Below are 24,460 nucleotides of genomic sequence, written 5' to 3' on the forward strand. Positions count from 1 at the left end.
CCGGTCAGCGTTCGTCGAGTTGTTTGATGAGCTTCTTCGGTGCGACCAAGCGGAACGAGGCGTCGACGAGTTCACGCACTTCGGCCCAATCGACCTTCGCCGCAGTGAAATCCAGGCCCAGCCACCCGAACGGCCCCATATAGGCGGGGAAGTAGAAGCGGCGGTCCTGTTCGAGCGCTTTGCGGTCGCTGTCGTCGACCTTGACCAGCACTGAGTGCGGGTAGGCAACCATCTCGCCCGGGGTCTCGGTCTTGGCATTACCGCCGTACATGGCGAACATCTTCGGCGCACAGAACACCGGCCGCCCCCACGACACCTTCTCGAACGCCTCCGGGAAAGCCAACGTGATGGCACGCAGCTCAGGCAGCCCGGGATCGTCGTCGCTGAACATGATCGGGTGCGGCATGTCGTCAGAGTAGCGGCATGAAGCAATACCGCAGGTACTAAATTAGGGTAGCCTTACCTCATCACGACTCTGGAGGTGCTCGATGCCCACTACCTGGTTGGATGGCCTGGCCCGGCAAACGCGCCGCGCGACAGGCACCTTTCCCTACCCTCATCAGGCCGCTTTCTTTCTGAACAACCCACTGCGGCGTCTGACCGGCAGTCACGACCGGGCGGCGAGAAGTCTTGAGCTCACCGGGTCGGAGCGGGTCCTGGAACTGGGCCCCGGCCCCGGATACTTCAGCGTGGCGATCGCCCGCAGGCTCACCACCGGCCGCCTTGACTTGTTCGACATCCAACCCGAGATGCTCGACAAGGCCAGACACGCGCTCGACCGCGCCGGCTGCTACAACAACGGGTTCCACGTCGGCGAGGCCGATGCCGGGCTGCCGTTCGACGACGACACCTTCGACGTGGCGTTCCTGGCCGCGGTGATCGGTGAAGTACCCGACAAGCCGGCGTGCCTGCGATCGCTGCATCGCGTCATCAAGCCAGGCGGCCTGTTGGTGTTCCGGGAGGGATTCCCGGACCCAGACCGGCTCAGCGTCAACGAGTTACGCGATCTCGCCGAATCCGAGGATTTCGTCTTCCAGGATGCCGGCGGTGATCGCTGGCATGACATCGTGCGGTTTCGGCGCCTGCCGTTGGCCTGACCCGTCCCGGCCTGTCGCAGGGCTCGGATAGCCTGCCAGAGTGAGCGCGAAGCAAACCGGAGATCCCGAGACGGTGCTGCCCGAACAGCCCGACGCCGATGTGCGGCGACGCTGGCAGGAACTGGCCGACGAGGTGCGTGAGCACCAGTTCCGGTACTACGTCAGAGACGCGCCGATCATCTCCGACGCCGAGTTCGACAAGCTGCTGCGTGAACTGCAGGCCCTCGAGGATTCACATCCCGAGCTGCGCACCCCGGATTCGCCCACGCAGCTCGTGGGTGGCGCCGGGTTCGCCACCGACTTCGCCCCTGCCGAGCATCTGGAGCGAATGTTGTCGCTGGACAACGTCTTCGATTCCGATGAACTGACTGCCTGGGCCGCCCGTATCAGCGGCGAGACCGGGGATGCCGCCCACTACCTGTGCGAGCTGAAGATCGACGGCGTCGCGTTGGCGCTCGTCTACCGGAACGGTCGGCTCGTGCGGGCGGCCACCCGTGGTGACGGCCGCACCGGTGAGGACGTCACCCTCAACGCCCGCACGATCGACGACATCCCCGAGCAGCTCACCGCATCCGACGAGTTCCCGGTGCCGGACGTCCTAGAGGTGCGCGGTGAGGTCTTCTTCCGGGTGTCCGACTTCGAAGACCTCAATGCGGGACTCGTCGCCGAGGGCAAACCACCGTTCGCGAACCCGCGCAACAGTGCCGCCGGCTCACTGCGGCAGAAAAACCCGGCGGTCACCGCGCGGCGCAAGCTGCGGATGATCTGTCACGGGCTCGGCCGTGTGGAGGGCCCCCCGGGGTTTACGTTCAAAACCCTGCACGACGCCTATCTAGCGCTCGGCGCGTGGGGGCTACCGGTCTCCGAGCACACCGTCCGGGTGTCCGGCGTCGCCGAGGTCGCCGAACGGATCGCGTACTGGGGCGAACACCGCCACGACGTCGAACACGAAATCGACGGCCTCGTCGTCAAAGTCGACGAGGTCGCGCTGCAGCGCCGGCTGGGCTCGACCTCGCGGGCGCCCCGCTGGGCCGTGGCCTACAAGTACCCGCCCGAGGAAGCCACCACCAAGCTGCTCGACATCCGGGTCAGCGTGGGGCGCACCGGCCGCGTCACGCCGTTCGCCTACATGGAGCCGGTCAAGGTCGCCGGCTCGACGGTCGGACTCGCCACTCTGCACAACGCCACCGAGGTCAAACGCAAAGGCGTGCTGATCGGGGACACCGTGGTGATCCGCAAAGCCGGCGATGTGATCCCCGAGGTGCTCGGGCCGGTCGTGGACCTGCGCGACGGTTCCGAACACGAGTTCGTCATGCCCACAACGTGTCCCGAGTGCGGGACGGTGCTGGCGCCGGCCAAGGAGGGCGACGCCGACATCCGCTGTCCGAACACGCGCAGCTGCCCGGCACAGTTGCGGGAGCGGGTTTTCCACGTCGCCGGGCGCGGTGCGTTCGATATCGAAGGCCTGGGCTACGAAGCCGCGACCGCGTTGCTGCAGGCCGGTGTCATCGCCGACGAAGGGGACCTGTTCACCCTCACCGCCGACGAACTGCTGCGCACCGAGCTGTTCACCACCAAGGCCGGCGAGTTGTCCGCCAACGGCAAGCGCCTGCTGGCCAATCTCGACAAGGCTAAGGCGCAGCCGCTGTGGCGCGTCCTCGTGGCCCTGTCCATCCGCCACGTCGGACCGACCGCGGCGCGCGCGCTGGCGACCGAGTTCGCGAGCCTGGACGCGATCGTCGAAGCCTCGGAGGAAAGGTTGGCCGGCGTCGAGGGCGTCGGGCCGACGATCGCGGCGGCCGTCGTCGATTGGTTCACCGTCGACTGGCACCGGGCGATCGTCGACAAGTGGCGCGCGGCCGGCGTGCGGATGGCCGACGAGCGCGACGCCAGCGTGGAGCGCACGCTCGAAGGCCTGTCGATCGTGGTCACCGGTTCGTTGCCGGGCTTTTCGCGCGACGAGGCCAAGGAAGCGATCATCAGCCGCGGCGGCAAGGCCGCCAGTTCGGTCTCGAAGAAGACGGCCTACGTGGTCGCCGGGGATGCTCCCGGATCGAAATACGACAAAGCCGTCGAACTCGGCGTGCCGATTCTCGATGAGGACGGATTCCGGCAACTCCTGGCCGAGGGTCCGCCGCCAGCTTCGGAATAGGCCGGGAGTTTCTGTTCTCGCACCGACGGTCGCCGACCCCGCGGCAAAGTTGCTGAAATCGGCGGACGGCGATTGTTCACCGTACCGCCGGTCCGGAAAATTGATGTCGGCGCGCCCAGCAATGGCTGGTTACAATGCCTCCGAGCGATGGAAAGTTCCGGGCTTGTTTGTGCGCAGTGATCAAGTTGCGAGAAGTGGGGTTTGCCGGTGAGGCGCTGGCCACGGTTGGGGGTTCTGCTGTGACGAATTGGCCAGGAGGACAGGGCTACGGAGGCCCCAGCCCGATCGGCGGTTCGGGTGGTCAGGGGGGTGGCAACCCGCCCGGCGGATGGGGTGCCCAGCCGCCGGTCCCGCCGCCCGTGCCGCCGCAGCAACCGCCGCCCCAGCAGTGGTCACCGCAGCAGCCGCCGGCCTGGGGTCAGCCCGGCCAGCAGGGCTGGCCCGGTGGGCCCCAGCAACAGCCGGGACCCCAGTTCGGTTCGCAGTTCGGCGGCTTCGAGCCCGCGCCGGGCGGTCCGCGACGAAACCGCAAGGCCCTCCTGGTCACCATCGGCGCGGGTGTGGCGGTGTTGCTGGTGATCGTGGTGGTCGGCGTGATCGCGTTGACCGGCGGCGGGGGAAGCGGCGGGTCCAGCGACTCCGCAGGCGCGACAGTGCAGGGCTACCTTGAGGCGCTGGCCAAGGGCGACGCGGAAGCGGCGCTGAGTTTCGGGCGCGACCAACCCGCGTCCAAGGAACTGTTGACCGATGAGATCCTCAAGCAGCAGATCGAGAAGATGCCGATTTCGAACATCCGGATCCTGGGTGACGATTCGAAGAGCAGCGATATCGGTTATGCCCAGGTGCACGTGACGGCGAATTTCGGCGACCAGGTCTCCGACTCCACGTTCTCGATGAGAAAAATGGGCGGCAAGTGGAAGCTCGATTCCGCGGCGGCGCGGCTCGACTTTTCGAGCCAGGCGTCAAGCAAAGCAGCGAGCAGCCTGACGGCGTTCGGTAAACCGGTCGGCACATCGGTCGTTTATGTGTTCCCCGGTTACGTCGAATGGGGCTCGAACAACAAGAATCTCGCCGTGGAGGGCAAACCACTGCTGCTGGATTCCTTGACGGGCTACGCCGGCGGCACCTTTCCCACCTTCAAGTTGAGCGATTCGGCGCATCAAGAAATCGTCTCCAGCATCAAGGGTCTGCTGGACGGGTGCGCGCGCTCCCGGCAGCTGTCGCCGCCGGACTGCCCGCAGAGTCTGTACGAGTACGGAGCGGTCGACGGCACGGTGGAGTGGCAGGCGCCGAGCGCCGACGACGCCCAGATTTCGTTCTCCGAGTATTCGATGTCGGCCAGCATCTCGATGTCGGGCAGCTTCGGCTATTCGGTGCAGGGTCGCGACGGCGCCCGGTTGACCGGCACGGAGACCTTCTCGATCTACGGGGACGCCGACCTCAGCCAAACCCCGCCAACAGTCAAGTTGAACTGAGCGTCAGTCAGCGCCATTCGGCGGTCCGACCATGCACCGAAAGTGAACAGATGACGACAGCCGCGCGTGTTCAACCCAACCAGCACGAGATGGCGAACGCCCATCGCATAGTCAACGCGATCGCCCAGGTGTTCTCCAGCAAAGTCGTCGGGCAGGAGAATCTGCGCGAGTCGCTCCTGATCGGCGTGCTCACCGGCGGTCACATTCTGTTGGAAAGCGTTCCGGGGCTCGCCAAGACAACGGCCGCCCGGGTGGTGGCCGATTCGATATCCGGTGGGTTTCAACGTATTCAGTGCACTCCCGACTTGCTGCCGAGCGACATCATCGGGACGCAGATCTACGACTCGTCCTCGGGCCAGTTCGTCACCCAACTCGGCCCGGTGCACACCAACATCGTCCTGCTCGACGAGATCAACCGCTCCAGCGCCAAGACGCAGAGCGCCATGCTCGAGGCGATGGAGGAACGGCAGACGACGATCGCAGGCAAGCTGTACCCGATACCCGAGCCGTTCGTGGTCATCGCCACCCAGAACCCGGTCGACCAGGAGGGCACCTATCCGCTCTCTGAGGCGCAGACCGACCGGTTCATGCTGAAAGAGGTACTGCGGTATCCGACGCCGCAGGAGGAGGCCGAGGTCATCTTCCGTATCGACGCCGGTGTCTACGATCGCGGCGAGAAGCCGAGACCGGTTGTGGGCCTTGAGGATATGCGGCGTCTGCAGAACGTGGTGCGCAGCGTCCACCTGGACCCGGTGCTGGTGCACTACATCACCCAGCTCATCAACGTCACCCGCAACCCGCAGCAGTTCCTGCCACCGCAGATGGCGAAGCTCGTGCAGTACGGCGCGAGTCCGCGGGCCAGCATCGCGTTCAGCCGGGCAGCGCGCGCGCTGGCGGTTCTGCAGGGCCGCAATCATGTTCTCCCGGACGACATCCAGAAGTTGGCCCACCGCGTGCTGCGGCACCGGCTGATCCTCGGTTTCGAAGCCGCGCGGCTCAACGTCACATCCGAGACGATCATCGACGCGGTGTTGCAGTCGGTCCGAGTGCCCTGACCGGACATGGGCAAGTACCTCAATCGTGCCAAGCAGTACTTCGGTACGGACGCCCGGGGCCTGCTGGAGGGCGGTCGGTACGCGCTACTGCACACCAGGACACTGGAACTCGACGACCTGCGGCCCTATGTGGCCGGTGATGACGTCCGCGACATCGACTGGAAGGCATCCGCCCGCGCGGGCTCGGTGCTGATCAAGCGGTTCGTCTCCGAACGCCATCACAAGATCCTGCTCGTCGCCGACGCCGGGCGCAACATGTCGGCCTTGACCCCCGCCGGCGAGGTGAAACGCGAGGTCGCGACCAACGTGATGGGCGCCATCGGCCTGATCGCGACGGGACGCAGCGACGAAGTCGGCATGGTCTACGGGGATTCCAGGGGCTCGGCCAACATCCGTAACCGGCGCGGGGAAACCCATATCGAGAGCATGCTCGAGCATTACTACGGCCACAGTTTCGGCGACGTCGGCCCCACCGACATCGTCAGCCAGCTCGAGTTCGTGGCCCGCGCGCACCGGCGCCGGTTGTTGCTGATCGTCGTCTCCGACGAACCCGATATCAGTCCCCGGCTCGATGAAGTACTCAAACAGCTTGTCGGACAACACGAAATGATCTGGTTGATGGTCACCGACATGCCGGCGGTCGGAGCCGACGACGGCGAGCACGATGGGTTCGACGTGGCCACCGGGCGGTTCGTGCTCAACGGAGCCACCCTCGGGCCGCGCGTCGTTGCCGCCTACCGGGCCGCTGAACAGGCCCGGGTCGCGCAGCTCGACGATTTCCTCGCCTCGCACGAGATCTCGTTCGCGCGAATCGGAAGCAGCGTGGAGATCCGCGACCGGATCGTCGAGATGAACGAGGTGTTCAGCAATGCCGTCCGATGACCTGTTGCGGTTCGTCGGCGGGCCGCTGCCGTTCTCGTTGTGGTGGTTGTGGTTCGGGCTCCTGCTGATCGCACTCGTGATCGCCTGGTGTGTGGGTGTTTACGTGTGGACGATGTCTCCGGCGCGGCTGCGGACCATCCCCGTGATCGGCAGCCTGCACGGCAAGCTGGTGCGGCAGCGATTCGCCCGAACCGTGCGACGCACGAACGAGCAGTTCTTGGCCGGCGGCCTTTCGCCGCAACAGGCCGGCGCCAACGTCAGCCGCACAGTGCGCAGCTTTCTCTTCGTCGCGACCGGAGTGCGCGCCCAGTATCTGCACGCCGGCGACATCGCGACAGGTGAACTCGCTGCCGCAGGCCCACTGTTGCACGCGCTCAACGATGTTCAGTTCAACCGCGGTGCGCGGGCCGACATGGTCGCACTCGGCCGGTCCGCCGAGGAGTTGATCCGGTCATGGACCTGAAATGGTGGCCGGTGATCATCGCCGGCGTGGTGTGCCTGCTGGCCGCCGTCGCCGCCGCCGCATTGCTGCCGATGGCGAAGGTCGAGCGGGTGCTGCGACCGTTGGCGCACGTCGACCGGCTCACACGGCTGCCCGAGTACGCACGGGTGTACCGCATCTACTTCCTGTCGATGATCATCACCGGGGTGCTGTTGTTGGCCACGTTCGCCGCGGCTCTCACCGCGAGCGCCCGTCCGGTCGGCGCGTCGACCACGACGAAGGAATTCGACACCGAGCATCCCGAAGACATCATGCTGTGCGTGGGTGAGCCGGTTACCGACCCGACCACCGCCAACTTCCTCAACTACTACGCGCAGCAGGCGAAGTCATTCGACACCCAGCGGATCGGGCTGACGTCGTCGAGCCTGCGGGTCGTGCCGCTGACCCGCGATCACGAGTATGCCGCCCAGCGGTTCGAGTACTTCGCGAAAATGGCGCGGATCCAACAGGATCTGGACACGAACCGCGACGTATCGGATGCTGATCGCGCCGAATTGCAGACGGGGATCGAGAAGTTCGCCCAGTCGATCACCTACGTGGACTATGCCCGCAGCGTCGAGGACATCCTGGCCTTGTGTCTGACCGGTTTCCCGTCGTTCGAAGGCAAGAGCCAGCACCGCAGATCACTGGTGTACATCGGGTACAGCGCATTCCGGTCGCCCGACGAGCAGCGGGCCCAGCTCTACACCGAGCAGGCGATCAAGGACATGGCGACGAAAGCCGGTGTCCAGATTAACGTCATCTCGCGATCGGATGTGGCCGAGAGTTCACCCGAGGCCAACAATCGGCTGCAGTCCATCTCCGAAGCGACGGGTGGAAAGTTCTCGCTCTACAACCCGGCCGGTACCGCACAGACCGAGGCAGGGGAGGACGCCACCCTGACGCGGCTGCTCGACGAGATCCGCGACAACCCACCGGAAGTCGTGTTGTCCAGCGGGCGAGTGGTGACGAGCGAGTCGTGGGACGCGCCGCGCGATGCGCTTCTCGCCGCGGTGGTGGCAGCGGTGCTGCTCTGCGTGTCGTTGGCGGTGCTGCGTCGATGACCTTCGATCCGATCCTGTCCCCGATGCTGCTGTTCGTCGTCGGCATCGTGTTGATCGTCATCCGGATGTTCGCGTTGTACCGCGTCCTCGTCCGCACCGGGACCGGTCAGTACCGGCGTGTCGTGCTGCGATGGTGCGGGCTCACCCTTGCGGTGCTGATGCTCGTCTTCGCCGCTGCGCGGCCGGGATTCGATCTCGACGACGGCGAACAGCCCGAACAACCGCAGGGCACGTTGGCGGTGGATCCGAACCTCAACGTCTTTTTTCTGGTGGACCGTTCGGTCAACTCTCGGGTGGAGGACTTCGGTGACCGCGAAACTCGGATGACCGGCATCCGCGCCGACATCGAGTCGCTGATCAACGAGTACCCGCGCGCGCGATTCGGCGTGATCTCCTTCGCGTCGAAGGCGGTGCTCGACTGGCCGCTGTCCGACGACTCGTGGAGCCTGAACTCGATGGTGCACGGGATGTCGCCGTACACGTTGGTGGCACCGGACGCAATGTACCAAACCGACCCGACCGCCGCCAGAGACGTTCTGAAACAACAGCTCGAGGCGGCCGCGACCCGCTTCCCGGATTCCAAGAGCCTGGTGTTCTATTTCGGGGAGGGTGGCGGCGGAAGCCGCGTGGACGACGCACCGTTCGACCTGCCCGACGGCGCCGTCACCGGTGGGGCCGTTCTGGGCTACGGCACCCCGGCGGGCGGGCCGATACCGCAGGGCTGGGTCGACGGCACCAAGGTGTACCAGAGTGATCCGGGCACCGGCGCGCCGCTGAACTCCGTTCTCGACGAATCGAAGCTCAAGGAGATCGCCGAGGAGCTCGGGGTTCCGTATTTCCATCGCGAAGCCGGGCAGCCGATCACCGCGGTACTGCCTGCGGTGGATCTGTCCACGTCGTCGGCTGACGACGAAAACGCGGTCAAGGCATCGAAGTTCGTCGAGCGGCGCGAACTGTTCTGGGTGTTCACGATGCTCGCGGCCATCTTGGTGCTCGTCGAGATCGCCTTGACCATCCGCGAGTTCAGGCGGAACCGGATGTCGCGCAAGGACGTAACCGCATGATGCTGAAGCAGGCCCCCGCGGCAGTGGTGAACGAGGCGTTCCGGCGGATCCGCACCGCATTCCGGTCCGGGCCGTCGCGGCTGCGGCTACGGCGGCGGCTGTACCTCTATGCGGCCCCGGTGCTCATCGTGCTGCTCGTGGTCGCCGCGAAGATGATCAGCGTGGTGATCGCGGGCAATTCTGCGATATCGGATTTCGACCGCCACGACATCGACGCGTTGCGTGGGGACATCTCGATCCTGGAGTTCGTCGACGTCATCGACCCGGCCAAGACGTCGTTCGCGACGGGCGACCTCATGGTGCTGGAGGGCAGGCTGGCCGACGCCGAGGCACGGTTTCAAGAATCGCTGTCGCGGACCGACGCCGCGGCGTCGTGCCCGGTGCGGGTGAACCTGGAGTTGGTACAGGAAACGTTGGGCGACATAGCCACCCGCAGCAACGACAGGGCGGCGGCCGAAAAGTGGTACAACACCGCGATCTCGGTCGTGAAGGAAGCCCCGGCACAGTGTTTCGAAGGCAACGACGACGCCAACGAAGATCGGCGCGCCATCCGGGCCGAAGCGCTGCCGCGCCTCGAGCAGAAGCTGAAGAACCTGGACCGGCCACCCCCACCGCCGCCGTCTCCACCGGAGACCATCACGCCGCCACCACCTCCGACCTCGCTGATCCCGACCTCGGCGCCGCCCCTGCCGGGTCTGGGTGGCGGTGGATCTCCGTCGCCGTCGCCCGGGGCGCCACCGTCGCAAGGTGAATCCCCCGGGGGGTCGCCATCGCAGGGTGAAACGCCGGGTGCCCAACCGTCACAAGGGCAGGCACCCGGTGGTCCACCGTCGGCCGGTCAATCACCTGACGGCGCACCGTCGCCGGGACAAGCGCCCGACGGCGCCGGCCAGACCCCCGGGGCAGCGCCACCTCCGGGCCCCGGGCCGAACATGCCGTCCCCGCAGGCGCCCGAGCCCACGATGACGCCCGGTCCCGGACCGAACATGCCGACGCCGCCGACCGCGGCCGGTGGCGATGCCCCGGTCGTCGGTCCTGAAGGGGGTGGCCCGGACGTGCTCAACCCGGTCAGCCCCGACCGGTTGCCGAGTGTCGGGGGTGGCAGCGCACCGGGCCAAAGGCTAGGTGTCGGACGGGGAGAGCCGCTCGACCAGCTGAAGGATCTGCTCGACAACGCCAACGCGCACGGCGAGAACCGGGAGTGATCGGCGCTCAGCGCAGGATGGTCGCCACGATGCCGGCGAGGTAGCCCAACCGCGCGACCTCCGAGGGCCGGAAACCGGGGCCACCGGGCCTGCCGAGCATCACCGCGGTGTCGTGATCGCCCAGCGGTGCGGCGGCCAGTGTGGTGTCCATGTCGCGCCACACCTGCGGCACCCAGTCCGCGGTGGCGTCGAGTGCGGCCGCTGTCCGTAACGGCAGCCACGGTGCGGATTCCGCCTGGGTTTCGGGCGCGCTGTGACTGGCGGCGACGCGCGCCACCCCGTTGCCCGACGAGTGGACGACCGTGCACCAGCCGACGCGCAGGACGCGGGGCGCTTCCTCGGCGAGGACCTGAAGCCGTGCGGGCTTGGTGTGCGCGGCGGCGATGTGGTCGATCAGCTCGAGTTCGCGGTGCGCCTCCAGTAGCCCCGTGTGTGGCCGGATGCTGTCGACGTAGACGCCGGACAGGTTCTCGGCCGCCGTGATGAGGGTGTCGGGCATCGCGCCGGCAGGCAGTTCGACCACCAGATCGTCGATGGCATAACCCGCACCGCGTTCGACGACGTCGAGCGAGAGAATGTCGGCGCCTACCGAGCCGAGCGCGACTGCGAGGGAGCCGAGGCTGCCCGGCCGATCCTCCAGTTGCACGCGCAGCAGATACGAAGGCACGCGCAACACTGTCGCACAGGGCAGGCGCCCGGGCATGACGGGCACCTGCCGCCCGATCCCGGTCTTCACGGCTTGACTAGGCTGCTTTGTCGTGTCGCAGATCTCCCGAGACGAGGTTGCCCACCTCGCGCGCCTGGCCCGGCTGGCGCTGACCGACGACGAGCTGGACAGTTTCGCCGGCCAGTTGGACGCCATCCTGGGCCACGTCAGCCAGATCCAGTCCGTCGATGTCACCGGCGTCGAACCCACCGACAACCCGCTGAAAGACGTCAACGTGAGCCGGCCGGACACCGTCGAGCCGTGCCTGTCGCAGGACGAAGCCCTGGCAGCAGCACCGAATGCGGTCGACGGGCGCTTCGCGGTGCCGCGGATCCTGGGAGAGGCAGAATGACCGAGCTGATTCGTCGCGACGCAGCCACCCTGGCCGCACAGATCGCGACCAAGGAAGTGTCGTCCACGGAAGTCACCCAGGCTCACCTGGATCAGATTTCGGCCACCGACGATCGGTTCAACGCGTTCCTGCACGTGGCCGCCGACGAGGCGCTCGCCGAGGCGGGCCGCATCGACGCCGCTGTCGCGGCCGGCGAACAGCTGCCGTCGCCGCTCGCCGGCGTGCCGTTGGCTCTCAAGGACGTTTTCACCACCACGGACATGCCGACCACGTGTGGGTCGAAGATCCTCGAAGGCTGGCGTTCGCCCTACGACGCCACGGTGACCGCAAAGTTGCGCGCAGCGGGCATCCCGATCCTCGGCAAGACCAACATGGACGAGTTCGCGATGGGCTCGTCGACGGAGAACTCGGCGTACGGCCCGACTCGTAACCCGTGGAACACCGAGCGGGTGCCCGGTGGGTCGGGCGGCGGCAGTGCCGCCGCGCTGGCGGCCTACCAGGCGCCGCTGGCGATCGGCTCCGACACCGGCGGGTCCATCCGCCAACCCGCCGCGCTCACCGCGACCGTCGGCGTCAAGCCGACCTACGGCACGGTGTCGCGCTACGGGTTGATCGCGTGTGCGTCGTCGCTCGATCAGGGCGGACCGTGTGCGCGCACGGTGCTCGACACCGCGCTGCTGCACGCCGTGATCGCCGGCCACGACCCGCGGGATTCCACGTCCGTCGACGCCGCGGTTCCCGATGTGGTCGCGGCGGCCAAGGCCGGCGCCGCGGGCGACCTGAAGGGTGTCCGGGTCGGCGTCGTCAAGCAGTTGCGCGGCGAGGGCTACCAGCCGGGCGTGTTGGAGTCGTTCAACGCCGCCGTCGAGCAGCTCACCGCGCTGGGTGCCGAGGTCACCGAGGTCGATTGCCCGCACTTCGATCACGCGATGGCGGCCTACTACCTGATCCTGCCGTCCGAGGTGTCGAGCAACCTCGCCCGCTTCGACGCCATGCGCTTCGGCCTGCGCGTCGGCGACGACGGCACGCACAGCGCCGAAGAGGTCATGGCGTTGACACGGGCAGCCGGATTCGGTCCGGAAGTCAAGCGCCGCATCATGATTGGCACATACGCGTTGTCGGCCGGCTATTACGACGCCTACTACAACCAGGCGCAGAAGGTGCGCACACTCATCGCGCGCGATCTGGACCGTGCCTACGAGAACGTCGACGTGCTGGTGTCGCCGGCGACACCCACCACGGCATTCGGGCTGGGGGAGAAGGTCGACGATCCGTTGGCCATGTATCTGTTCGACCTGTGCACGCTGCCGCTCAACCTGGCCGGGCACTGTGGCATGTCGGTCCCGTCGGGTCTCTCGCCCGACGACGGCCTGCCGGTCGGATTGCAGATCATGGCACCGGCACTGGCCGACGACCGCCTGTACCGCGTCGGGGCGGCATACGAAGCGGCGCGAGGCCCGCTGCCCAGCGCGCTGTGACCCGTTGACATCTTGACCGCCCCTCCGTGCGGCGTGGCTGCTCCAGTGCGGGCAAGATAGAGCTCATGCGGATAGGAGTTCTCACCGGCGGTGGCGACTGTCCTGGCCTGAACGCGGTGATCCGGGCGGTGGTGCGCACGTGCGACCAGCGGTACGGATCGTCCGTCGTCGGGTTCCTCGACGGTTGGCGCGGTCTCTTGGAGGACCGCCGGATCCAGCTGGCCAACGACGACCGCAACGACCGGCTGCTCGCCAAGGGCGGCACGGTGCTCGGCACCGCCCGGGTGAACCCCGACAAGCTGCGGGCCGGGCTGGACCAGATCAAGCAGACGCTGGAGGACAACGGCATCGACGTCCTCATCCCGATCGGGGGTGAGGGCACGCTCACGGCGGCCCATTGGCTGTCGGAAGAGAACGTTCCGGTGGTCGGCGTGCCGAAGACCATCGACAACGACATCGATTGCACCGACGTGACATTCGGCCACGACACGGCGTTGCAGATCGCCACCGAGGCCATCGACCGATTGCACAGCACCGCCGAGTCGCACCAGCGCGTGATGCTCGTCGAGGTGATGGGCAGGCACGCCGGCTGGATCGCGCTGAACGCCGGTTTGGCGTCCGGCGCGCACATGACGCTCATCCCCGAGCAGCCCTTCGACGTCGAAGAGGTGTGCCGGCTGGTCAAGAAGCGGTTCCAGCACGGTTCGTCACATTTCATCTGCGTGGTCGCCGAAGGTGCCAAGCCTGCCGAGGGCACCATGCAGTTGCGGCAGGGCGGTATGGACGAGTTCGGGCACGAGAAGTTCACCGGCGTCGCACAGCAATTGGCGCTCGAAGTCGAGAAGCGGATCAAAAAGGACGTCCGGGTCACGGTGCTCGGCCACGTCCAGCGCGGTGGCACGCCGACGGCCTACGACCGTGTGCTGGCCACCCGGTTCGGCGTGAACGCCGCCGATGCCGCGCACGCCGGCGAGTACGGGATGATGGTGGCTCTGCGCGGGCAGGACATCGGGCGGGTGTCGCTCGCCGATGCGACCCGCCAACTCAAGCTCGTGCCGCAGAGCCGCTATGACGATGCCGTGGAGTTCTTCGGCTGAATTATCTTGCGCGAGCAGACATGAACTCGCATGAATTGGTGTCAGTAAGTGCGATTCTGTGTCTGCTCGCCGGGATTCACAACGCCTTGAGGTAATTGATCGTCTGGCGCACGCCGATGACATCGGCGTACTTCATGTGCATGTCGAACAGGTTCACTTTGTGCGAGATCTGGCTGCGGTCGGCCGTGCACTCGTGCGGCACGATCACGTGGAAGTTGTACTGGAACGCATCGAGGACCGTGGCGCGTACGCAGCCGCTCGTGGTCATGCCCGTCACGATCGTCGTGTCGCAGCCGGCGTGAATGAGGTAGGACGCCAACGGGGTTCCGAAGAATCCACTCGGTTTGCCGCCCTTGTTGATCACTATCTCGTCAGGCTGTGGGGCGAGTTTGTCGGCGATCACGTCACCGGGCGGTGTTCCCTCGGGTAGCGCGGCCGGCGCGGCGTTGAGTTTCCAGCGGCCACGTTCGGCCGGGAGGGGTTGATGATCTGCCTCCGGATAGGCCTTGGTGAAGAAGATCGGCGCGCCTGCTGCGCGCGCTGCCGTCAACAGCTCGGCAGTGGCATCGACCGCCGGATAGCCGGTTTCACTCCAACCGGTCGAATAGGTCGAGTCGACGAACGCCCGCGTCATATCGATCACCAGCACGGCGGGCCGAGTGCCTGCTGACAGCGGTCGGTCCTCCTTGTCGAACTCGCGCGCGAAACTGGCCAGATCTTCGGCGGGTATCACGCCTTCCCAAGGTTTGGTCTCTGAGTCCATCCCGCGGGTCATTCGTCGCCTCCTGTTGTCTGAACGGCCCGCCCGCGAGTTTGCCGGTGGAAGGCGGCGTGCTTCGTACTGGCGACGCTACTTCATCGGGCGGGTGGTGATGTGACGATATCGGATATGTCGAACATTAACGCCGAGTTGTGCTACTGGTCAATGGCTGGCATGGGCTCTGGTCGCACTATCTGGGAAACGCGTGGAAGTTCTCAGAATTTTGCAGGTAGATCGACTACCAGTTCTCATCATCTGGAAACATAACTGACGGGTCGGCATTTGATTGTTATTGTCCAACAAATAACAACGAAGGGGTGCATCATGGATCTCCGGCTGGCTGACCGAGTGTTTCTGGTAACCGGCGGAACACGCGGTATTGGTCTCGCGACGACTCGACTGTTGCTGGACGAAGGGGCGAGTGTCATGGTCGCTGCCCGCACTCCGGCCTCGATAGCCAAGGCGTCGGCCGATCTCGGAGAACAGACGCGCCTGGGATTCGTTCAGGCCGACCTGCGCGAGGCGAACTCGGGCCGAGTGGTCGTGAAGGCCGCGGTAGACCGGTTCGGGCGGCTCGACGGAGTCGTCAACAACGCGTCAGCGTTCTCGATCGACCACGGCCACCCACAGCGCGCGGATTGGGCTGACCTGTTCGAGTTGAAGCTGCTCGGTTACGAGACCGTGGTGCAGGCCGCGCTGGACAGTTTCGGAGGCGACGGCAGCGTGGTGAACATCTCGGGGATTGCGTCGAAGCGGTACTGGCCCGAATCGCCGCATGTGAGCGCGGTGAACTCGGCTGTCGAGGCGCTGACCCGACACTACGCCGCGGCGCTGGCGGGACGGCGTATCCGCGTCAACACCGTGGTGCCGGGCACGACTGCGACTGATCGATACCGTGGTCGCGTCCATCGGCTGCAACAACGGGACGGGTTGGATGCTGCAGAGGCGAAGCGCGTCGTCGATGCATCAGTACCGCTGGGGCGGCCGGTAGAGCCCGAGGAAATCGCAGCGGCTGTGGTGTTCCTGCTCTCGGAAGTGTCGGCGAGCACGACCGGAGCCACTCTTGTCGTCGATGGTGGGGCCGTGGTCACGCCGTGATGGCTCACCGCCGCGCGTCGAACCATGCCACGGATCGACGCGCGGCCGACGTGTTCAACCCGCGCGCCAAATCTCCAGCAGCTTGTCGAGACTGTTCTCAGCCGAGATGCGGTACGCCGCGTCGCAGAGTTCTGGGCTGCCTGATGTCGCGATGCAATGCACACGAAAGTCGGTGGCATCCCATTCCCGGGTATCACCATTGCCCCCGGCGGTGTATTCCGTGCCGTCTGCCAATTCGACACCGATTCGCGCAGACAGCGGATCGATATGGGGGTCGGGGATGACCACCAATTGTCCGGTGTCTTCGAGCAGACGAATATCGAGATCCGGATGAAACTCGCGTAGGGCTTGCAATGCGATGCCCGGAACGCTCGAAATCGACGTTATGGAGGCTTCATTCTGGGAGCCGTACCGTGCTGCGAATGGTGCGACGGTGATTGTCGACCGGGTTGCCTGACCGGTCAGCGTCGGAAGCTTGCCGAACGCGTCGAATATCGATTGCCCGTACATTGCCACGGGATATCGCTTGAATGTGACCGCGTGTACCGCAGGTGCTCCGGGTTGGCGGGTGATCGGCATCGCAGCACCGAACAGCTCGTAATAGCCGTGCCTTGCAGCCAGGTAGTCGGCGCCGATGCGTAGTCCGGCCTGTGCGGCAAGCGCCGCCGACACACCGGCCTGTACGGCAAGTGCCGGCTGTAATCTCCAGCCGTCTCCGGAAGTCGATACCACCGCGAGCGGCCCACCGGCTGTGGTTGCCGCGAGAGCTATTGCATCGCAAGCGGTCTCGCTGGGCAAGTCGAGCATCAGCGCCAATGTGGCGGCCGCGCTGAGTGGGGCGATGACAGAGGTCACGCGCCATCCCCTGCTCGAAACCTGGGGGAGTAACCGTTCGGCGAGCCGGCAGGCGATCTCGTATCCGCCGACAACGGCCCGGAGCACGGCTTGGCCGGTTGGCATGATGCCGGTGACGTCTGCGGCATGCTCGGCCGCGGCGAGTGCCACCGGCACGACAGTCAGTCCCGGATGGGCGGCGACTTCGAAAGAGTCATCAGTCAGACGGGCGTGCATGAGGTAGGCGTTCGCCGCCACAGCGTTCGGAAGGCAGGCGCCCCTTGGCGATCCGGTGACGGTGCACGGCCCATCTCCGGCGGCCAGCGCCGATGCGACCGCGCGGTGCCTGGGCGTTCTGCTCGACACGAGCATGTCGGTGAGCGCGACCGCGAGACAACCCGCCGCGCGTTCGAGCGTCTCGGGATGTGCGGATTGCGCGACCGTGGACGCCGCATCCCACAACGAGTTCGCCGTATCGGGCTCCATCGGTTCGGTCATCCCTGCGCCTCTGGGCTGAGTTGCGCAGCCCGCTCGTACACGGTGACGATGTGGGTGCAGTCATCTTCGCCGTACCCGGCCGCGACGGCGTGCTGCCAACAATCCTGCACGGCGTCACCCAGTGGGGCGACGGCGCCGAGCTCATGAGCCAGCTCGGTATAGAGCGACACATCTTTGAGCGCGCCGGCGGTCGGAAAGCCGAAATCGTAACGCCCGCTGAGGATATGTCTCGGGAACTTCACCGCGGTGGCGGAATTGCGTCCGGAGCTGGCATTCAGCACGTCGAGCGCGACATCGAGCGGAATCCCGGCCTTGCGCGTGATCACCGTCGCTTCTGCTGTCGCGGCCAGGGCTCCCAGCGACAGCACGTTGTTCGCCACCTTCATCGCCTGCGCCTGGCCCGGCTCGGTACCCACCGTGAAGACCTGTTCACCGATCACGGCGAAAACCTCAGCGCATCGGTCAACGGATTCGGGATCGCCGGAGGCGATCACGGTCAGCCGGCCGTGCTCGGCGCCGGCCGCCCCGCCGCTCACCGGAGCATCGACGAACCGGTAGCCGGCCGCCGAAACGATCTCGGCGGCCCGTCGAGCCGCCGACAGTCCGACCGTGGAGGTGTTGATCACGACAGCGCGGTCCACGGCAGGCGTCGCCGCCAGCGCCTGGACGACTGTGTCGAGAACACTCGCCGACGGAAGGCTCAGAACGACGAACGAAGTGGCTTTCGGGAGTGACTCGACATCGTCGTACACGGTGGCGAATCGATGGCTCTCGAACGGAGCGGTGCGATCCGGCACGGGGTCGGTCAAACAGACCCGCCAACCACGGTCGAGGAAACGCCGTGCCATCGGGGTGGCCATTGTCCCTACTCCGATGAATGCGATGTCGTTCATGTGGGCTCTGCTCTTTCGTCGATCCCGTCAATCGGGTGAGATATGGACGTCCCTCGCGGAATGAGTGCTCACCGAGCCGCGGCACGCCCGCTGTCGAGGAGCCGCTGTGGTTTAGACAATAACGCAGATGTTCGACATTTGATCTTCGTTCGGGCGACTTGGCCCGATCTTGTGTCTTGTCGCAGTCAAAGGATGTCATGACGTCGAAAAACGCTGCAGCTATTGGTACATGCGAACCAATTGTCATTCCACGATATGAGATGCGACATGCAGTGGAATCGGCCGCTCAACGTTGGTTCCCATAGCGTGGGATTGGATCCATTCTCACTAAATGAGATGAAATCCGTCCGAATAGTGAGACAGTCGTTGAAGTGTCCATCAATTAAAAGTTGGACCTTGAACACATTGGCTTGTTGACCTACTGTTGCGTCACAATCCAACCCAGGGCACTGTCGCCCCATAGAAAGGTGTCACCCATGGTCGATGCCACACCCGGTCAAACGGTGTCAGTTCCGAAGGTCGCCTTTGCGAGCTTCATCGGTACGTTGATCGAGTTCTTCGACATGTTCATCTTCAGTACCGCATCGGCACTGGTGTTCAACCATTTGTTCTTTCCCTCGCTGGATCCCCTCTCCGGCACATTGGCCTCATTCGCAGCTTTCGGTGTCGCATTTGTGGTGCGGCCGCTGGGCGGGGTGGTATTCGGTCATTTCGGCGACCGGCTTGGGCGCAAAACCATGTTGGTCACCAGCTTGGTCCTGATGGGCGTCGGGACCGCGACGGTGGGCCTGCTGCCGACGTACGCGCAGATCGGGATATGGGCGCCGGTCCTACTCGTCGGCACGCGGCTGCTCCAAGGGCTGGCGATCGGTGGTGAGTGGAGTGGTGCAGTGCTCATGGCCGTCGAGCATGCGCCGAAAGGGCGGCGCGCTTTCTACGGGAGTTGGCCGCTGTGTGGTGTTCCCGCGGGGTTGGTGCTCGCCGCCGTGGCTTTCTTTCTCGTCGAACTACTGCCGGAGGATGCGATGCTGGCGTGGGGCTGGCGCATTCCGTTCCTGGCGAGTGCCGTTCTGTTGTTGATCGGCCTTTACATTCGAATCCGGATATCGGAATCGCCTGCGTTCCGCGCTGTTCAAGAGGAGCGCCGCGAAGCGCGTTATCCCGCAGTCGAGGTGGTCACCAAAGCCCATCGCGGGATCATCACGGCGATCTTCGCGATGGCCGCCAACAGTGTCGTGTTCTACATGGCGACGGTATTCGCGTTGAGCTACGGCGCCAAACAAGGTTTGTCGCGCGGTGAGATGCTCGTCGCCGTCATGATCGCGGCCCTGGTTCAGATCGTGACGCTGCCCATCGCGGCTGTCTTCGCCGACCGGCTCGGCAGAAGGCCGGTGATGTTGGCCGGTTGCCTGATCGCGATTGCGATGGCGTTCCCATTCTTCTGGTTGCTCGACACGGGGTACTTCGGCGCTGCGGTGATCGCGATGATCATTGCGGTTCCGGTGATTCATTCGATGACGTATGCGCCGATGGCAAGCTTCATATCCGAGCTGTTCGAGACGCGTCTGCGATACAGCGGATCGGCGATCGGTTACCAATTCGGCAGCATGACATGGAGCGCGCCGGTGCCGTTCATCGCGGCTGCGCTGTTCGCCTGGGCCGGTTCGAGCTGGCCGCTCTCCGTCTACATCGTCATCGGCGGCTTGGTGTCGTTCGTCGCGATATATGGCGCACGCGAGTCCTACCGGGACGACATCGTCGATGTCGAGGCGGCAACGCCGACCGGGCATCCGCAAGCTGAATCGGCCGAAGCGTTGTAGGCAGGCCGTTGGCTGCTCAGAACCGGCCGAGCAGGGGACACTAAAATCACGGTCATGACCGTTGCCTCCACCGCTGAACTCGTTGACTACGACGATGTGATCGCGCGCTACGAACCCGTGATGGGCATGGAGGTGCATGTCGAGCTGTCGACGGCCACCAAGATGTTCTGCGGTTGTGCCAACAGGTTCGGCGCCGAGCCCAACACGCTCGTCTGCCCGGTGTGCCTCGGTCTGCCGGGATCGTTGCCGGTGCTCAATCAGGCGGCCGTGGAGTCGGCGATCCGGATCGGCCTGGCGCTGAACTGCCAGATCGCGCCGTGGGGCCGGTTCGCCCGCAAGAACTACTTCTATCCGGACCAGCCCAAGAATTATCAGATCTCGCAGTACGACGAGCCCATCGCGATCAACGGATACCTCGACGTCCCGCTCGACGACGGCACCACGTGGCGCGTCGAGATCGAACGCGCCCACATGGAAGAGGACACCGGCAAGCTGACCCACCTCGGCAGCGACACCGGCCGCATCGCCGGCGCGACGACATCGCTCGCGGACTACAACCGCGCCGGTGTGCCGCTCATCGAGATCGTCACCAAGCCCATCGAGGGGACGGGCGCGCGGGCGCCCGAGATCGCCCGCGCCTACGTGACCGCGTTGCGGGATCTCTTGCGCGCGTTGGGAGTGTCCGACGTCCGCATGGATCAGGGTTCGATGCGTTGCGATTCCAACCTCTCGCTCAAGCCGGTCGGCGCGGCAGAGTTCGGCACCCGCACCGAGACAAAGAACGTCAACTCGCTGCGCAGCGTCGAGGTCGCTGTCCGGTACGAGATGCGCCGTCAGGCAGCGGTTCTCGATGCCGGCGGCAAGGTCACGCAGGAGACGCGGCACTTCCACGAGGACGGCTACACCTCGCCCGGCCGGAGCAAAGAGACCGCCCAGGACTACCGGTACTTCCCCGAGCCCGACCTTGAGCCCGTCGCACCCAGCGCCGAACTCGTCGAGCAGCTGCGTGAGACGATCCCTGAGCTTCCCTGGTTGTCGCGCAAGCGGATTCAGGACGAGTGGGGTATCTCCGACGAGGTGATGCGCGACCTGGTCAACAACGGTGCCATCGACCTCGTCGCGGCGACCGTCGCCCACGGTGCCTCCAGCGAGCAGGCCCGCGCGTGGTGGGGCAACTTCCTGGTGCAGAAGGCCAACGAGGCGGGCGTTGAGCTCGAGGCGCTGGCGATCACGCCGGCTCAGGTGGCGGCGGTGGTCAAGCTCGTCGACGAGGGCAAGCTGTCGAACAAGCTGGCCCGCCAGGTCGTCGAAGGTGTACTGGCCGGCGAGGGTGAGCCCGAGCAGGTGATGACCGATCGGGGCTTGGCGCTCGTGCGCGACGATTCGGTGATCCAGGCCGCCGTCGACGAGGCGCTTGCGGCCAATCCCGATGTGGCCGAGAAGATTCGGGGCGGCAAGGTCCAGGCGGCCGGTGCGATCGTCGGCGCGGTCATGAAAGCCACCAAGGGTTCGGCCGACGCCGCGCGGGTCCGTGAATTGGTGTTGGCCGCCTGCGGCCAGGGCGGGTAACGCCGGTCAGCGGCTCTGGCCGGCGAACATCGTCATCGCGACGACGGCGTACTGCTCGAGCCGCTCGCGCGGGTAGCGCTCCGGGTCGTTGACGGCGAGCCGGCCGAGCATCTCGGCGAACGACAGCATGGTGTGGCCGAGCAGCACGGGATCAAGCTCGGCCAGCCGCGGATCGAGCGCTGAACCGGCTTTCGCGAATTCCTCGGCCTGGGCGATGACCCGGGAGCGGGCATTACGCACGGCGGCGCGGTAGTCACGCGGCGCGTTGTCGGGAACCGTCAGGATCAACCGCCACCGGGTCGGGTTCTCCAGAACCGACCGAAGGAACGCCGAAACCGTCGCGGTGTAGGCGCCGGTGGGTCCGGCTATCGACAGATCCTCGGGTAACGCGGCGCGTACCTGCTCGATTCCGTGCCGGTGCTCGCGGGTCAGCAGCGCCGTGACGAGCTCGGCCCTCGTCCGAAAAGCGGTGTACAGGACTGGTTTGCCGACGCCGGCCGCCTCGGCGACCGCCTCCATGCTCAACTCGTGCAAGGGGCAATCGTCGAGGACTGTCAACGCCGCATCGAGCAGTTGCTGGCGCCGTTGCTCACGCGGTAGCCGCGGCGCATATCTGCGGCGTTGGCGGTCAGGCACCCGGGTAATAGTACGTCATGTCAATTTCGGCCCGCGGGACGATCGTGACACTCTGCATCCAACCTGTCACGACGCGTCCGGCGCGGCCGGTCGCGCGCGGGCCACCGCGGTGAGCTGAAATGTGTTGTGTATCAGGTCTTGTCGGCGTTGGTGCGCGGGAAGCCGCCGCCCTGCGGGAAGAGCGGGAACACGACGTCGTCGAGTTTCTCGGCATCGCCGGCCGTGCGGTTCACCGTCGCGCCCCAGACGTTGCCGTCGGGAGACAGCTGCAATGCCCAGGCATGCCCGCGCACGTTTTCGCGCAGCACCTCGGGATCACCCGTCACCGCACCGGTGTCGGGCGCCAGGCGCACCGCGACGGTTTTCTTGGTGTTGACGAGGTTGACCAGAACGGTGCCGTCGAGCGCTGCGCAGCCGGCGACGCCGGGACGGTCCGGCCACGTCCAGACCGTCGTCACCTTCGAATCCTTGGTCATTCGCTGCAGACGGTCGGCGGTCGGCGTGCGGTCGGTGATGTAGAGCGACCCGTCGGAGGGATCGATGCACATACCGCCACCGGCTCCCATGCCGCTCAGCGCGGTGGTGATCGGTGCCTGATTGACCGTGGTGGGCTGCTCGATGCGCAACACCTTGCCCGCCATCGAGGCGGGATCGCCTGCCTGTGCCGGATTGCCCGCATCGCCGGTCTGCACCAACAGCGTCGTGGGGCTCGTGAAGATCAGTGAGCCGGTGTTGCCGGTCGCGCCCTTCGGAATCCCGGTCAGAATCGGTTTGGGCACGTCGCCGTCGGCGATGCGGACCACGCGGTTGTCGGTGGGGGTGCTGACGTAGGCGTACATCAGCCGGTCCTGTGAGTAGGTCGGTGACAGCACGATGTCCATCAACCCGCCGTCACCCGATGGATCGACCGGGATCACGGTCTTGACCTTCGGTTCGGCGCGCACCGAAACCTCTTTCACCGCACCCGTCAGCCGCTCGGCGACCAGCGCGGACTGGCTGTCGGGCCCCATGATCAAACCGCTCGTGCTGTCCAGGCAGCCCTGCATGACGCCGGGGGCCGGGCATTCCTTGGGGAACGGCTTGGCGGGCAGCGGCGGCGGGGGCGGCGGTGTCGACGTCGGCCCCGGCTGCATCTCGGGTTCGGTGGTGAACGGCTCGGACTGCGCGGCGTCGAACCGGGCGCATCCCACCCCGACCAGCATCGCGGCGCACAGAATGGCGGCCACCCTCGTCATCCGCCGGCGCGATTTCATGTTCGCCAGATTACGGATTGCCCAGCGGTGCGCGCCACGCTGGGACTCGGTGCCGTGGCGGTAGCCGTCCAATACCAGGCGGAAGCGCCGCGGTAAATACCCGGATACCGACGAACTTGCACTTACCCTGGCAGCGTGACCAGTCACTCACAAGACCCGCTAGCTTGGCAGAGACCTGATCATTCAGGGCCAAACGATTCCGCCAGGCCCGCTGCGGCGAGCCTGGTCGACCCCGAAGACGACCTGCCGTCGTCGACGTACGGCGGCGACTTCGAGACCACCGCGATACCGCGCTACGACTCGGCCAAAACCCCGGACCAACCGGCATTCAGCATGGTGGGCGATCCCGAGCCGCTGCCATACATCCAGCCCGGCGGCCGGGCCCCGCTCGGGCCGTTCGCGGCCGAGCCGACCGAGATCGAACCTGACGAGGTCATCGACGACCGCGTCCGAGCCGCCGGACGGCGCGGAACGCAGGACCTCGGCCTGCTGATCCTGCGACTCGCGGTCGGCGGACTGCTTCTCCTGCACGGCCTGCAGAAGGCGTTCGGGTGGTGGGGCGGTCCAGGACTCGACGGGTTCAACACCTCGCTCGACGAGATGGGTTTCAAGTACGCCGACATCGTGACCTATGTGGCGACGGGCGGGCAGATCGCGGCAGGCGTGCTGCTGATCTTGGGCCTGTTCACGCCGGTCGCCGCGGCCGGTGCCCTGGCCTATCTGATCAACGGGGTGCTGGCCGAGGCGATGGCCGCCCACGAGCAAGCCAGACTTTCCGAGTTCCTCACCGACGGACACGAGTACCGACTCATCGTGGTCGTCGCGACGGCCGCGATCATCCTGACCGGCCCGGGACGCTACGGATTCGACGCCGGGCGCGGTTGGGCGCGGCGCCCCTTCGTCGGTTCGTTCGTGGCGCTGCTGCTCGGAATCGGTGCAGGCATCGGCATCTGGGTGCTGCTCAACGGCGGCAACCCGCTGGGCTGACGCC

At 65.9% G+C, this 24,460-nt stretch carries 23 protein-coding genes; 16 read left to right on the plus strand and 7 right to left on the minus strand.

The window, feature by feature from the left end:
• Nucleotides 1–4: 4 nt before the first annotated feature.
• Nucleotides 5–406: an MmcQ/YjbR family DNA-binding protein gene (locus tag AWC31_RS16730; RefSeq protein ID WP_085145233.1), complete on the minus strand. Its 402-nt coding sequence runs from the start codon at nucleotides 404–406 to the stop codon at nucleotides 5–7.
• Nucleotides 407–503: 97 nt separating this feature from the next.
• Here AWC31_RS16730 and AWC31_RS16735 point away from each other — a divergent pair, with 97 nt between their 5' ends.
• The 9 genes from AWC31_RS16735 (at nucleotide 504) to AWC31_RS16775 (ending at nucleotide 10,475) form a co-directional block, all read left to right on the plus strand.
• Nucleotides 504–1,097, plus strand: coding sequence for a class I SAM-dependent methyltransferase (locus AWC31_RS16735; RefSeq protein ID WP_067853958.1), 594 nt, complete (start codon nucleotides 504–506; stop codon nucleotides 1,095–1,097).
• Between the two features lie 40 nt (nucleotides 1,098–1,137).
• Nucleotides 1,138–3,249, plus strand: coding sequence for an NAD-dependent DNA ligase LigA (gene ligA, locus AWC31_RS16740; protein ID WP_085145234.1), 2,112 nt, complete (start codon nucleotides 1,138–1,140; stop codon nucleotides 3,247–3,249).
• Nucleotides 3,250–3,488: 239 nt separating this feature from the next.
• A complete protein-coding gene (locus AWC31_RS16745; protein ID WP_133060178.1) occupies nucleotides 3,489–4,724 on the plus strand; it encodes a DUF4878 domain-containing protein in 1,236 nt (411 codons plus the stop codon).
• A gap of 50 nt (nucleotides 4,725–4,774) precedes the next feature.
• Nucleotides 4,775–5,779: an AAA family ATPase gene (locus AWC31_RS16750; protein WP_085145236.1), complete on the plus strand. Its 1,005-nt coding sequence runs from the start codon at nucleotides 4,775–4,777 to the stop codon at nucleotides 5,777–5,779.
• Between the two features lie 6 nt (nucleotides 5,780–5,785).
• Nucleotides 5,786–6,661 carry a DUF58 domain-containing protein gene (locus tag AWC31_RS16755; protein WP_085145237.1) on the plus strand — a complete coding sequence of 292 codons (876 nt, stop codon included), beginning with the start codon at nucleotides 5,786–5,788 and terminating at the stop codon, nucleotides 6,659–6,661.
• Entirely contained in the window at nucleotides 6,648–7,124 is a 477-nt protein-coding gene (locus AWC31_RS16760) for a hypothetical protein (protein ID WP_085145238.1), read from the plus strand. Before AWC31_RS16755 ends, AWC31_RS16760 begins: the two co-directional genes overlap by 14 nt.
• Nucleotides 7,115–8,206, plus strand: coding sequence for a vWA domain-containing protein (locus AWC31_RS16765; RefSeq protein ID WP_085145239.1), 1,092 nt, complete (start codon nucleotides 7,115–7,117; stop codon nucleotides 8,204–8,206). Before AWC31_RS16760 ends, AWC31_RS16765 begins: the two co-directional genes overlap by 10 nt.
• On the plus strand, nucleotides 8,203–9,270 hold the full coding sequence (locus AWC31_RS16770) for a vWA domain-containing protein (RefSeq protein ID WP_085145240.1): 1,068 nt from the start codon (nucleotides 8,203–8,205) through the stop codon (nucleotides 9,268–9,270). The genes AWC31_RS16765 and AWC31_RS16770 overlap by 4 nt, the downstream gene beginning before the upstream one ends.
• Entirely contained in the window at nucleotides 9,267–10,475 is a 1,209-nt protein-coding gene (locus AWC31_RS16775; protein ID WP_085145241.1) for a hypothetical protein, read from the plus strand. The genes AWC31_RS16770 and AWC31_RS16775 overlap by 4 nt, the downstream gene beginning before the upstream one ends.
• A gap of 7 nt (nucleotides 10,476–10,482) precedes the next feature.
• On the opposite strand, the gene AWC31_RS16780 is transcribed toward AWC31_RS16775, so the two are convergent.
• On the minus strand, nucleotides 10,483–11,151 hold the full coding sequence (locus tag AWC31_RS16780; RefSeq protein WP_206743957.1) for an ACT domain-containing protein: 669 nt from the start codon (nucleotides 11,149–11,151) through the stop codon (nucleotides 10,483–10,485).
• An 82-nt stretch (nucleotides 11,152–11,233) separates the two neighbouring features.
• On the opposite strand from AWC31_RS16780, the gene gatC reads away from it, so the two are divergent.
• The 3 genes from gatC to AWC31_RS16795 all read left to right on the plus strand — a co-directional run bounded on the left by gatC (nucleotide 11,234) and on the right by AWC31_RS16795 (nucleotide 14,108).
• Nucleotides 11,234–11,533 (plus strand): Asp-tRNA(Asn)/Glu-tRNA(Gln) amidotransferase subunit GatC, encoded by a 300-nt coding sequence (gene gatC, locus AWC31_RS16785; RefSeq protein WP_067853980.1) that lies wholly within the window; start codon nucleotides 11,234–11,236, stop codon nucleotides 11,531–11,533.
• Nucleotides 11,530–13,011 carry an Asp-tRNA(Asn)/Glu-tRNA(Gln) amidotransferase subunit GatA gene (gene gatA / locus AWC31_RS16790; RefSeq protein WP_085145242.1) on the plus strand — a complete coding sequence of 494 codons (1,482 nt, stop codon included), beginning with the start codon at nucleotides 11,530–11,532 and terminating at the stop codon, nucleotides 13,009–13,011. The genes gatC and gatA overlap by 4 nt, the downstream gene beginning before the upstream one ends.
• Before the next feature lie 65 nt (nucleotides 13,012–13,076).
• Nucleotides 13,077–14,108, plus strand: a complete 1,032-nt coding sequence (locus AWC31_RS16795; protein ID WP_085145243.1) for an ATP-dependent 6-phosphofructokinase — start codon at nucleotides 13,077–13,079, stop codon at nucleotides 14,106–14,108.
• Nucleotides 14,109–14,184: 76 nt separating this feature from the next.
• Here the strand turns inward: AWC31_RS16795 and AWC31_RS16800 are convergent, their stop codons facing one another.
• A complete protein-coding gene (locus AWC31_RS16800) occupies nucleotides 14,185–14,883 on the minus strand; it encodes an isochorismatase family protein (protein ID WP_207626367.1) in 699 nt (232 codons plus the stop codon).
• 309 nt (nucleotides 14,884–15,192) lie between these two features.
• Here AWC31_RS16800 and AWC31_RS16805 point away from each other — a divergent pair, with 309 nt between their 5' ends.
• Nucleotides 15,193–15,966 (plus strand): SDR family NAD(P)-dependent oxidoreductase, encoded by a 774-nt coding sequence (locus AWC31_RS16805; RefSeq protein WP_085145245.1) that lies wholly within the window; start codon nucleotides 15,193–15,195, stop codon nucleotides 15,964–15,966.
• A gap of 54 nt (nucleotides 15,967–16,020) precedes the next feature.
• Here the strand turns inward: AWC31_RS16805 and AWC31_RS16810 are convergent, their stop codons facing one another.
• Both AWC31_RS16810 and AWC31_RS16815 read right to left on the minus strand, forming a co-directional pair.
• Nucleotides 16,021–17,298, minus strand: a complete 1,278-nt coding sequence (locus tag AWC31_RS16810) for an MmgE/PrpD family protein (RefSeq protein ID WP_085145246.1) — start codon at nucleotides 17,296–17,298, stop codon at nucleotides 16,021–16,023.
• Nucleotides 17,295–18,191 (minus strand): NAD(P)-dependent oxidoreductase, encoded by an 897-nt coding sequence (locus AWC31_RS16815; RefSeq protein WP_085145247.1) that lies wholly within the window; start codon nucleotides 18,189–18,191, stop codon nucleotides 17,295–17,297. The genes AWC31_RS16810 and AWC31_RS16815 overlap by 4 nt, the downstream gene beginning before the upstream one ends.
• 476 nt (nucleotides 18,192–18,667) lie before the next feature.
• On the opposite strand from AWC31_RS16815, the gene AWC31_RS16820 reads away from it, so the two are divergent.
• Nucleotides 18,668–20,011, plus strand: a complete 1,344-nt coding sequence (locus AWC31_RS16820; RefSeq protein WP_085145248.1) for an MFS transporter — start codon at nucleotides 18,668–18,670, stop codon at nucleotides 20,009–20,011.
• 54 nt (nucleotides 20,012–20,065) lie between these two features.
• Entirely contained in the window at nucleotides 20,066–21,580 is a 1,515-nt protein-coding gene (gatB, locus tag AWC31_RS16825) for an Asp-tRNA(Asn)/Glu-tRNA(Gln) amidotransferase subunit GatB (RefSeq protein ID WP_067854003.1), read from the plus strand.
• 6 nt (nucleotides 21,581–21,586) lie between these two features.
• Here gatB and AWC31_RS16830 read toward each other — a convergent pair whose 3' ends face one another.
• On the minus strand, nucleotides 21,587–22,216 hold the full coding sequence (locus tag AWC31_RS16830) for a TetR/AcrR family transcriptional regulator (RefSeq protein WP_067854006.1): 630 nt from the start codon (nucleotides 22,214–22,216) through the stop codon (nucleotides 21,587–21,589).
• Between the two features lie 131 nt (nucleotides 22,217–22,347).
• Nucleotides 22,348–23,469, minus strand: coding sequence for a PQQ-dependent sugar dehydrogenase (locus AWC31_RS16835; RefSeq protein WP_207626368.1), 1,122 nt, complete (start codon nucleotides 23,467–23,469; stop codon nucleotides 22,348–22,350).
• Between the two features lie 135 nt (nucleotides 23,470–23,604).
• On the opposite strand from AWC31_RS16835, the gene AWC31_RS16840 reads away from it, so the two are divergent.
• Nucleotides 23,605–24,456, plus strand: coding sequence for a DoxX family protein (locus AWC31_RS16840; protein ID WP_067854009.1), 852 nt, complete (start codon nucleotides 23,605–23,607; stop codon nucleotides 24,454–24,456).
• The last annotated feature ends 4 nt before the right edge of the window (nucleotides 24,457–24,460 follow it).

The organism is Mycolicibacterium wolinskyi, from assembly GCF_002101965.1.
Taxonomy (GTDB): Bacteria; Actinomycetota; Actinomycetes; order Mycobacteriales; family Mycobacteriaceae; genus Mycobacterium; species Mycobacterium wolinskyi.

Bases quoted from the DNA above. Each gene is read 5' to 3' on its own strand.
- AWC31_RS16820 (WP_085145248.1), top strand. From the start codon at position 18,668: ATGGTCGATGCCACACCCGGTCAAACGGTGTCAGTTCCGAAGGTCGCC.
- gatA (WP_085145242.1), top strand. From the start codon at position 11,530: ATGACCGAGCTGATTCGTCGCGACGCAGCCACCCTGGCCGCACAGATC.
- AWC31_RS16815 (WP_085145247.1), bottom strand. From the start codon at position 18,191: ATGAACGACATCGCATTCATCGGAGTAGGGACAATGGCCACCCCGATG.
- AWC31_RS16805 (WP_085145245.1), top strand. From the start codon at position 15,193: ATGGATCTCCGGCTGGCTGACCGAGTGTTTCTGGTAACCGGCGGAACA.
- AWC31_RS16810 (WP_085145246.1), bottom strand. From the start codon at position 17,298: ATGACCGAACCGATGGAGCCCGATACGGCGAACTCGTTGTGGGATGCG.
- AWC31_RS16770 (WP_085145240.1), top strand. From the start codon at position 8,203: ATGACCTTCGATCCGATCCTGTCCCCGATGCTGCTGTTCGTCGTCGGC.
- AWC31_RS16730 (WP_085145233.1), bottom strand. From the start codon at position 406: ATGCCGCACCCGATCATGTTCAGCGACGACGATCCCGGGCTGCCTGAG.
- AWC31_RS16755 (WP_085145237.1), top strand. From the start codon at position 5,786: ATGGGCAAGTACCTCAATCGTGCCAAGCAGTACTTCGGTACGGACGCC.
- AWC31_RS16760 (WP_085145238.1), top strand. From the start codon at position 6,648: ATGCCGTCCGATGACCTGTTGCGGTTCGTCGGCGGGCCGCTGCCGTTC.
- gatB (WP_067854003.1), top strand. From the start codon at position 20,066: ATGACCGTTGCCTCCACCGCTGAACTCGTTGACTACGACGATGTGATC.
- AWC31_RS16775 (WP_085145241.1), top strand. From the start codon at position 9,267: ATGATGCTGAAGCAGGCCCCCGCGGCAGTGGTGAACGAGGCGTTCCGG.
- AWC31_RS16765 (WP_085145239.1), top strand. From the start codon at position 7,115: ATGGACCTGAAATGGTGGCCGGTGATCATCGCCGGCGTGGTGTGCCTG.
- AWC31_RS16795 (WP_085145243.1), top strand. From the start codon at position 13,077: ATGCGGATAGGAGTTCTCACCGGCGGTGGCGACTGTCCTGGCCTGAAC.
- AWC31_RS16800 (WP_207626367.1), bottom strand. From the start codon at position 14,883: ATGACCCGCGGGATGGACTCAGAGACCAAACCTTGGGAAGGCGTGATA.
- AWC31_RS16750 (WP_085145236.1), top strand. From the start codon at position 4,775: ATGACGACAGCCGCGCGTGTTCAACCCAACCAGCACGAGATGGCGAAC.
- AWC31_RS16835 (WP_207626368.1), bottom strand. From the start codon at position 23,469: ATGAAATCGCGCCGGCGGATGACGAGGGTGGCCGCCATTCTGTGCGCC.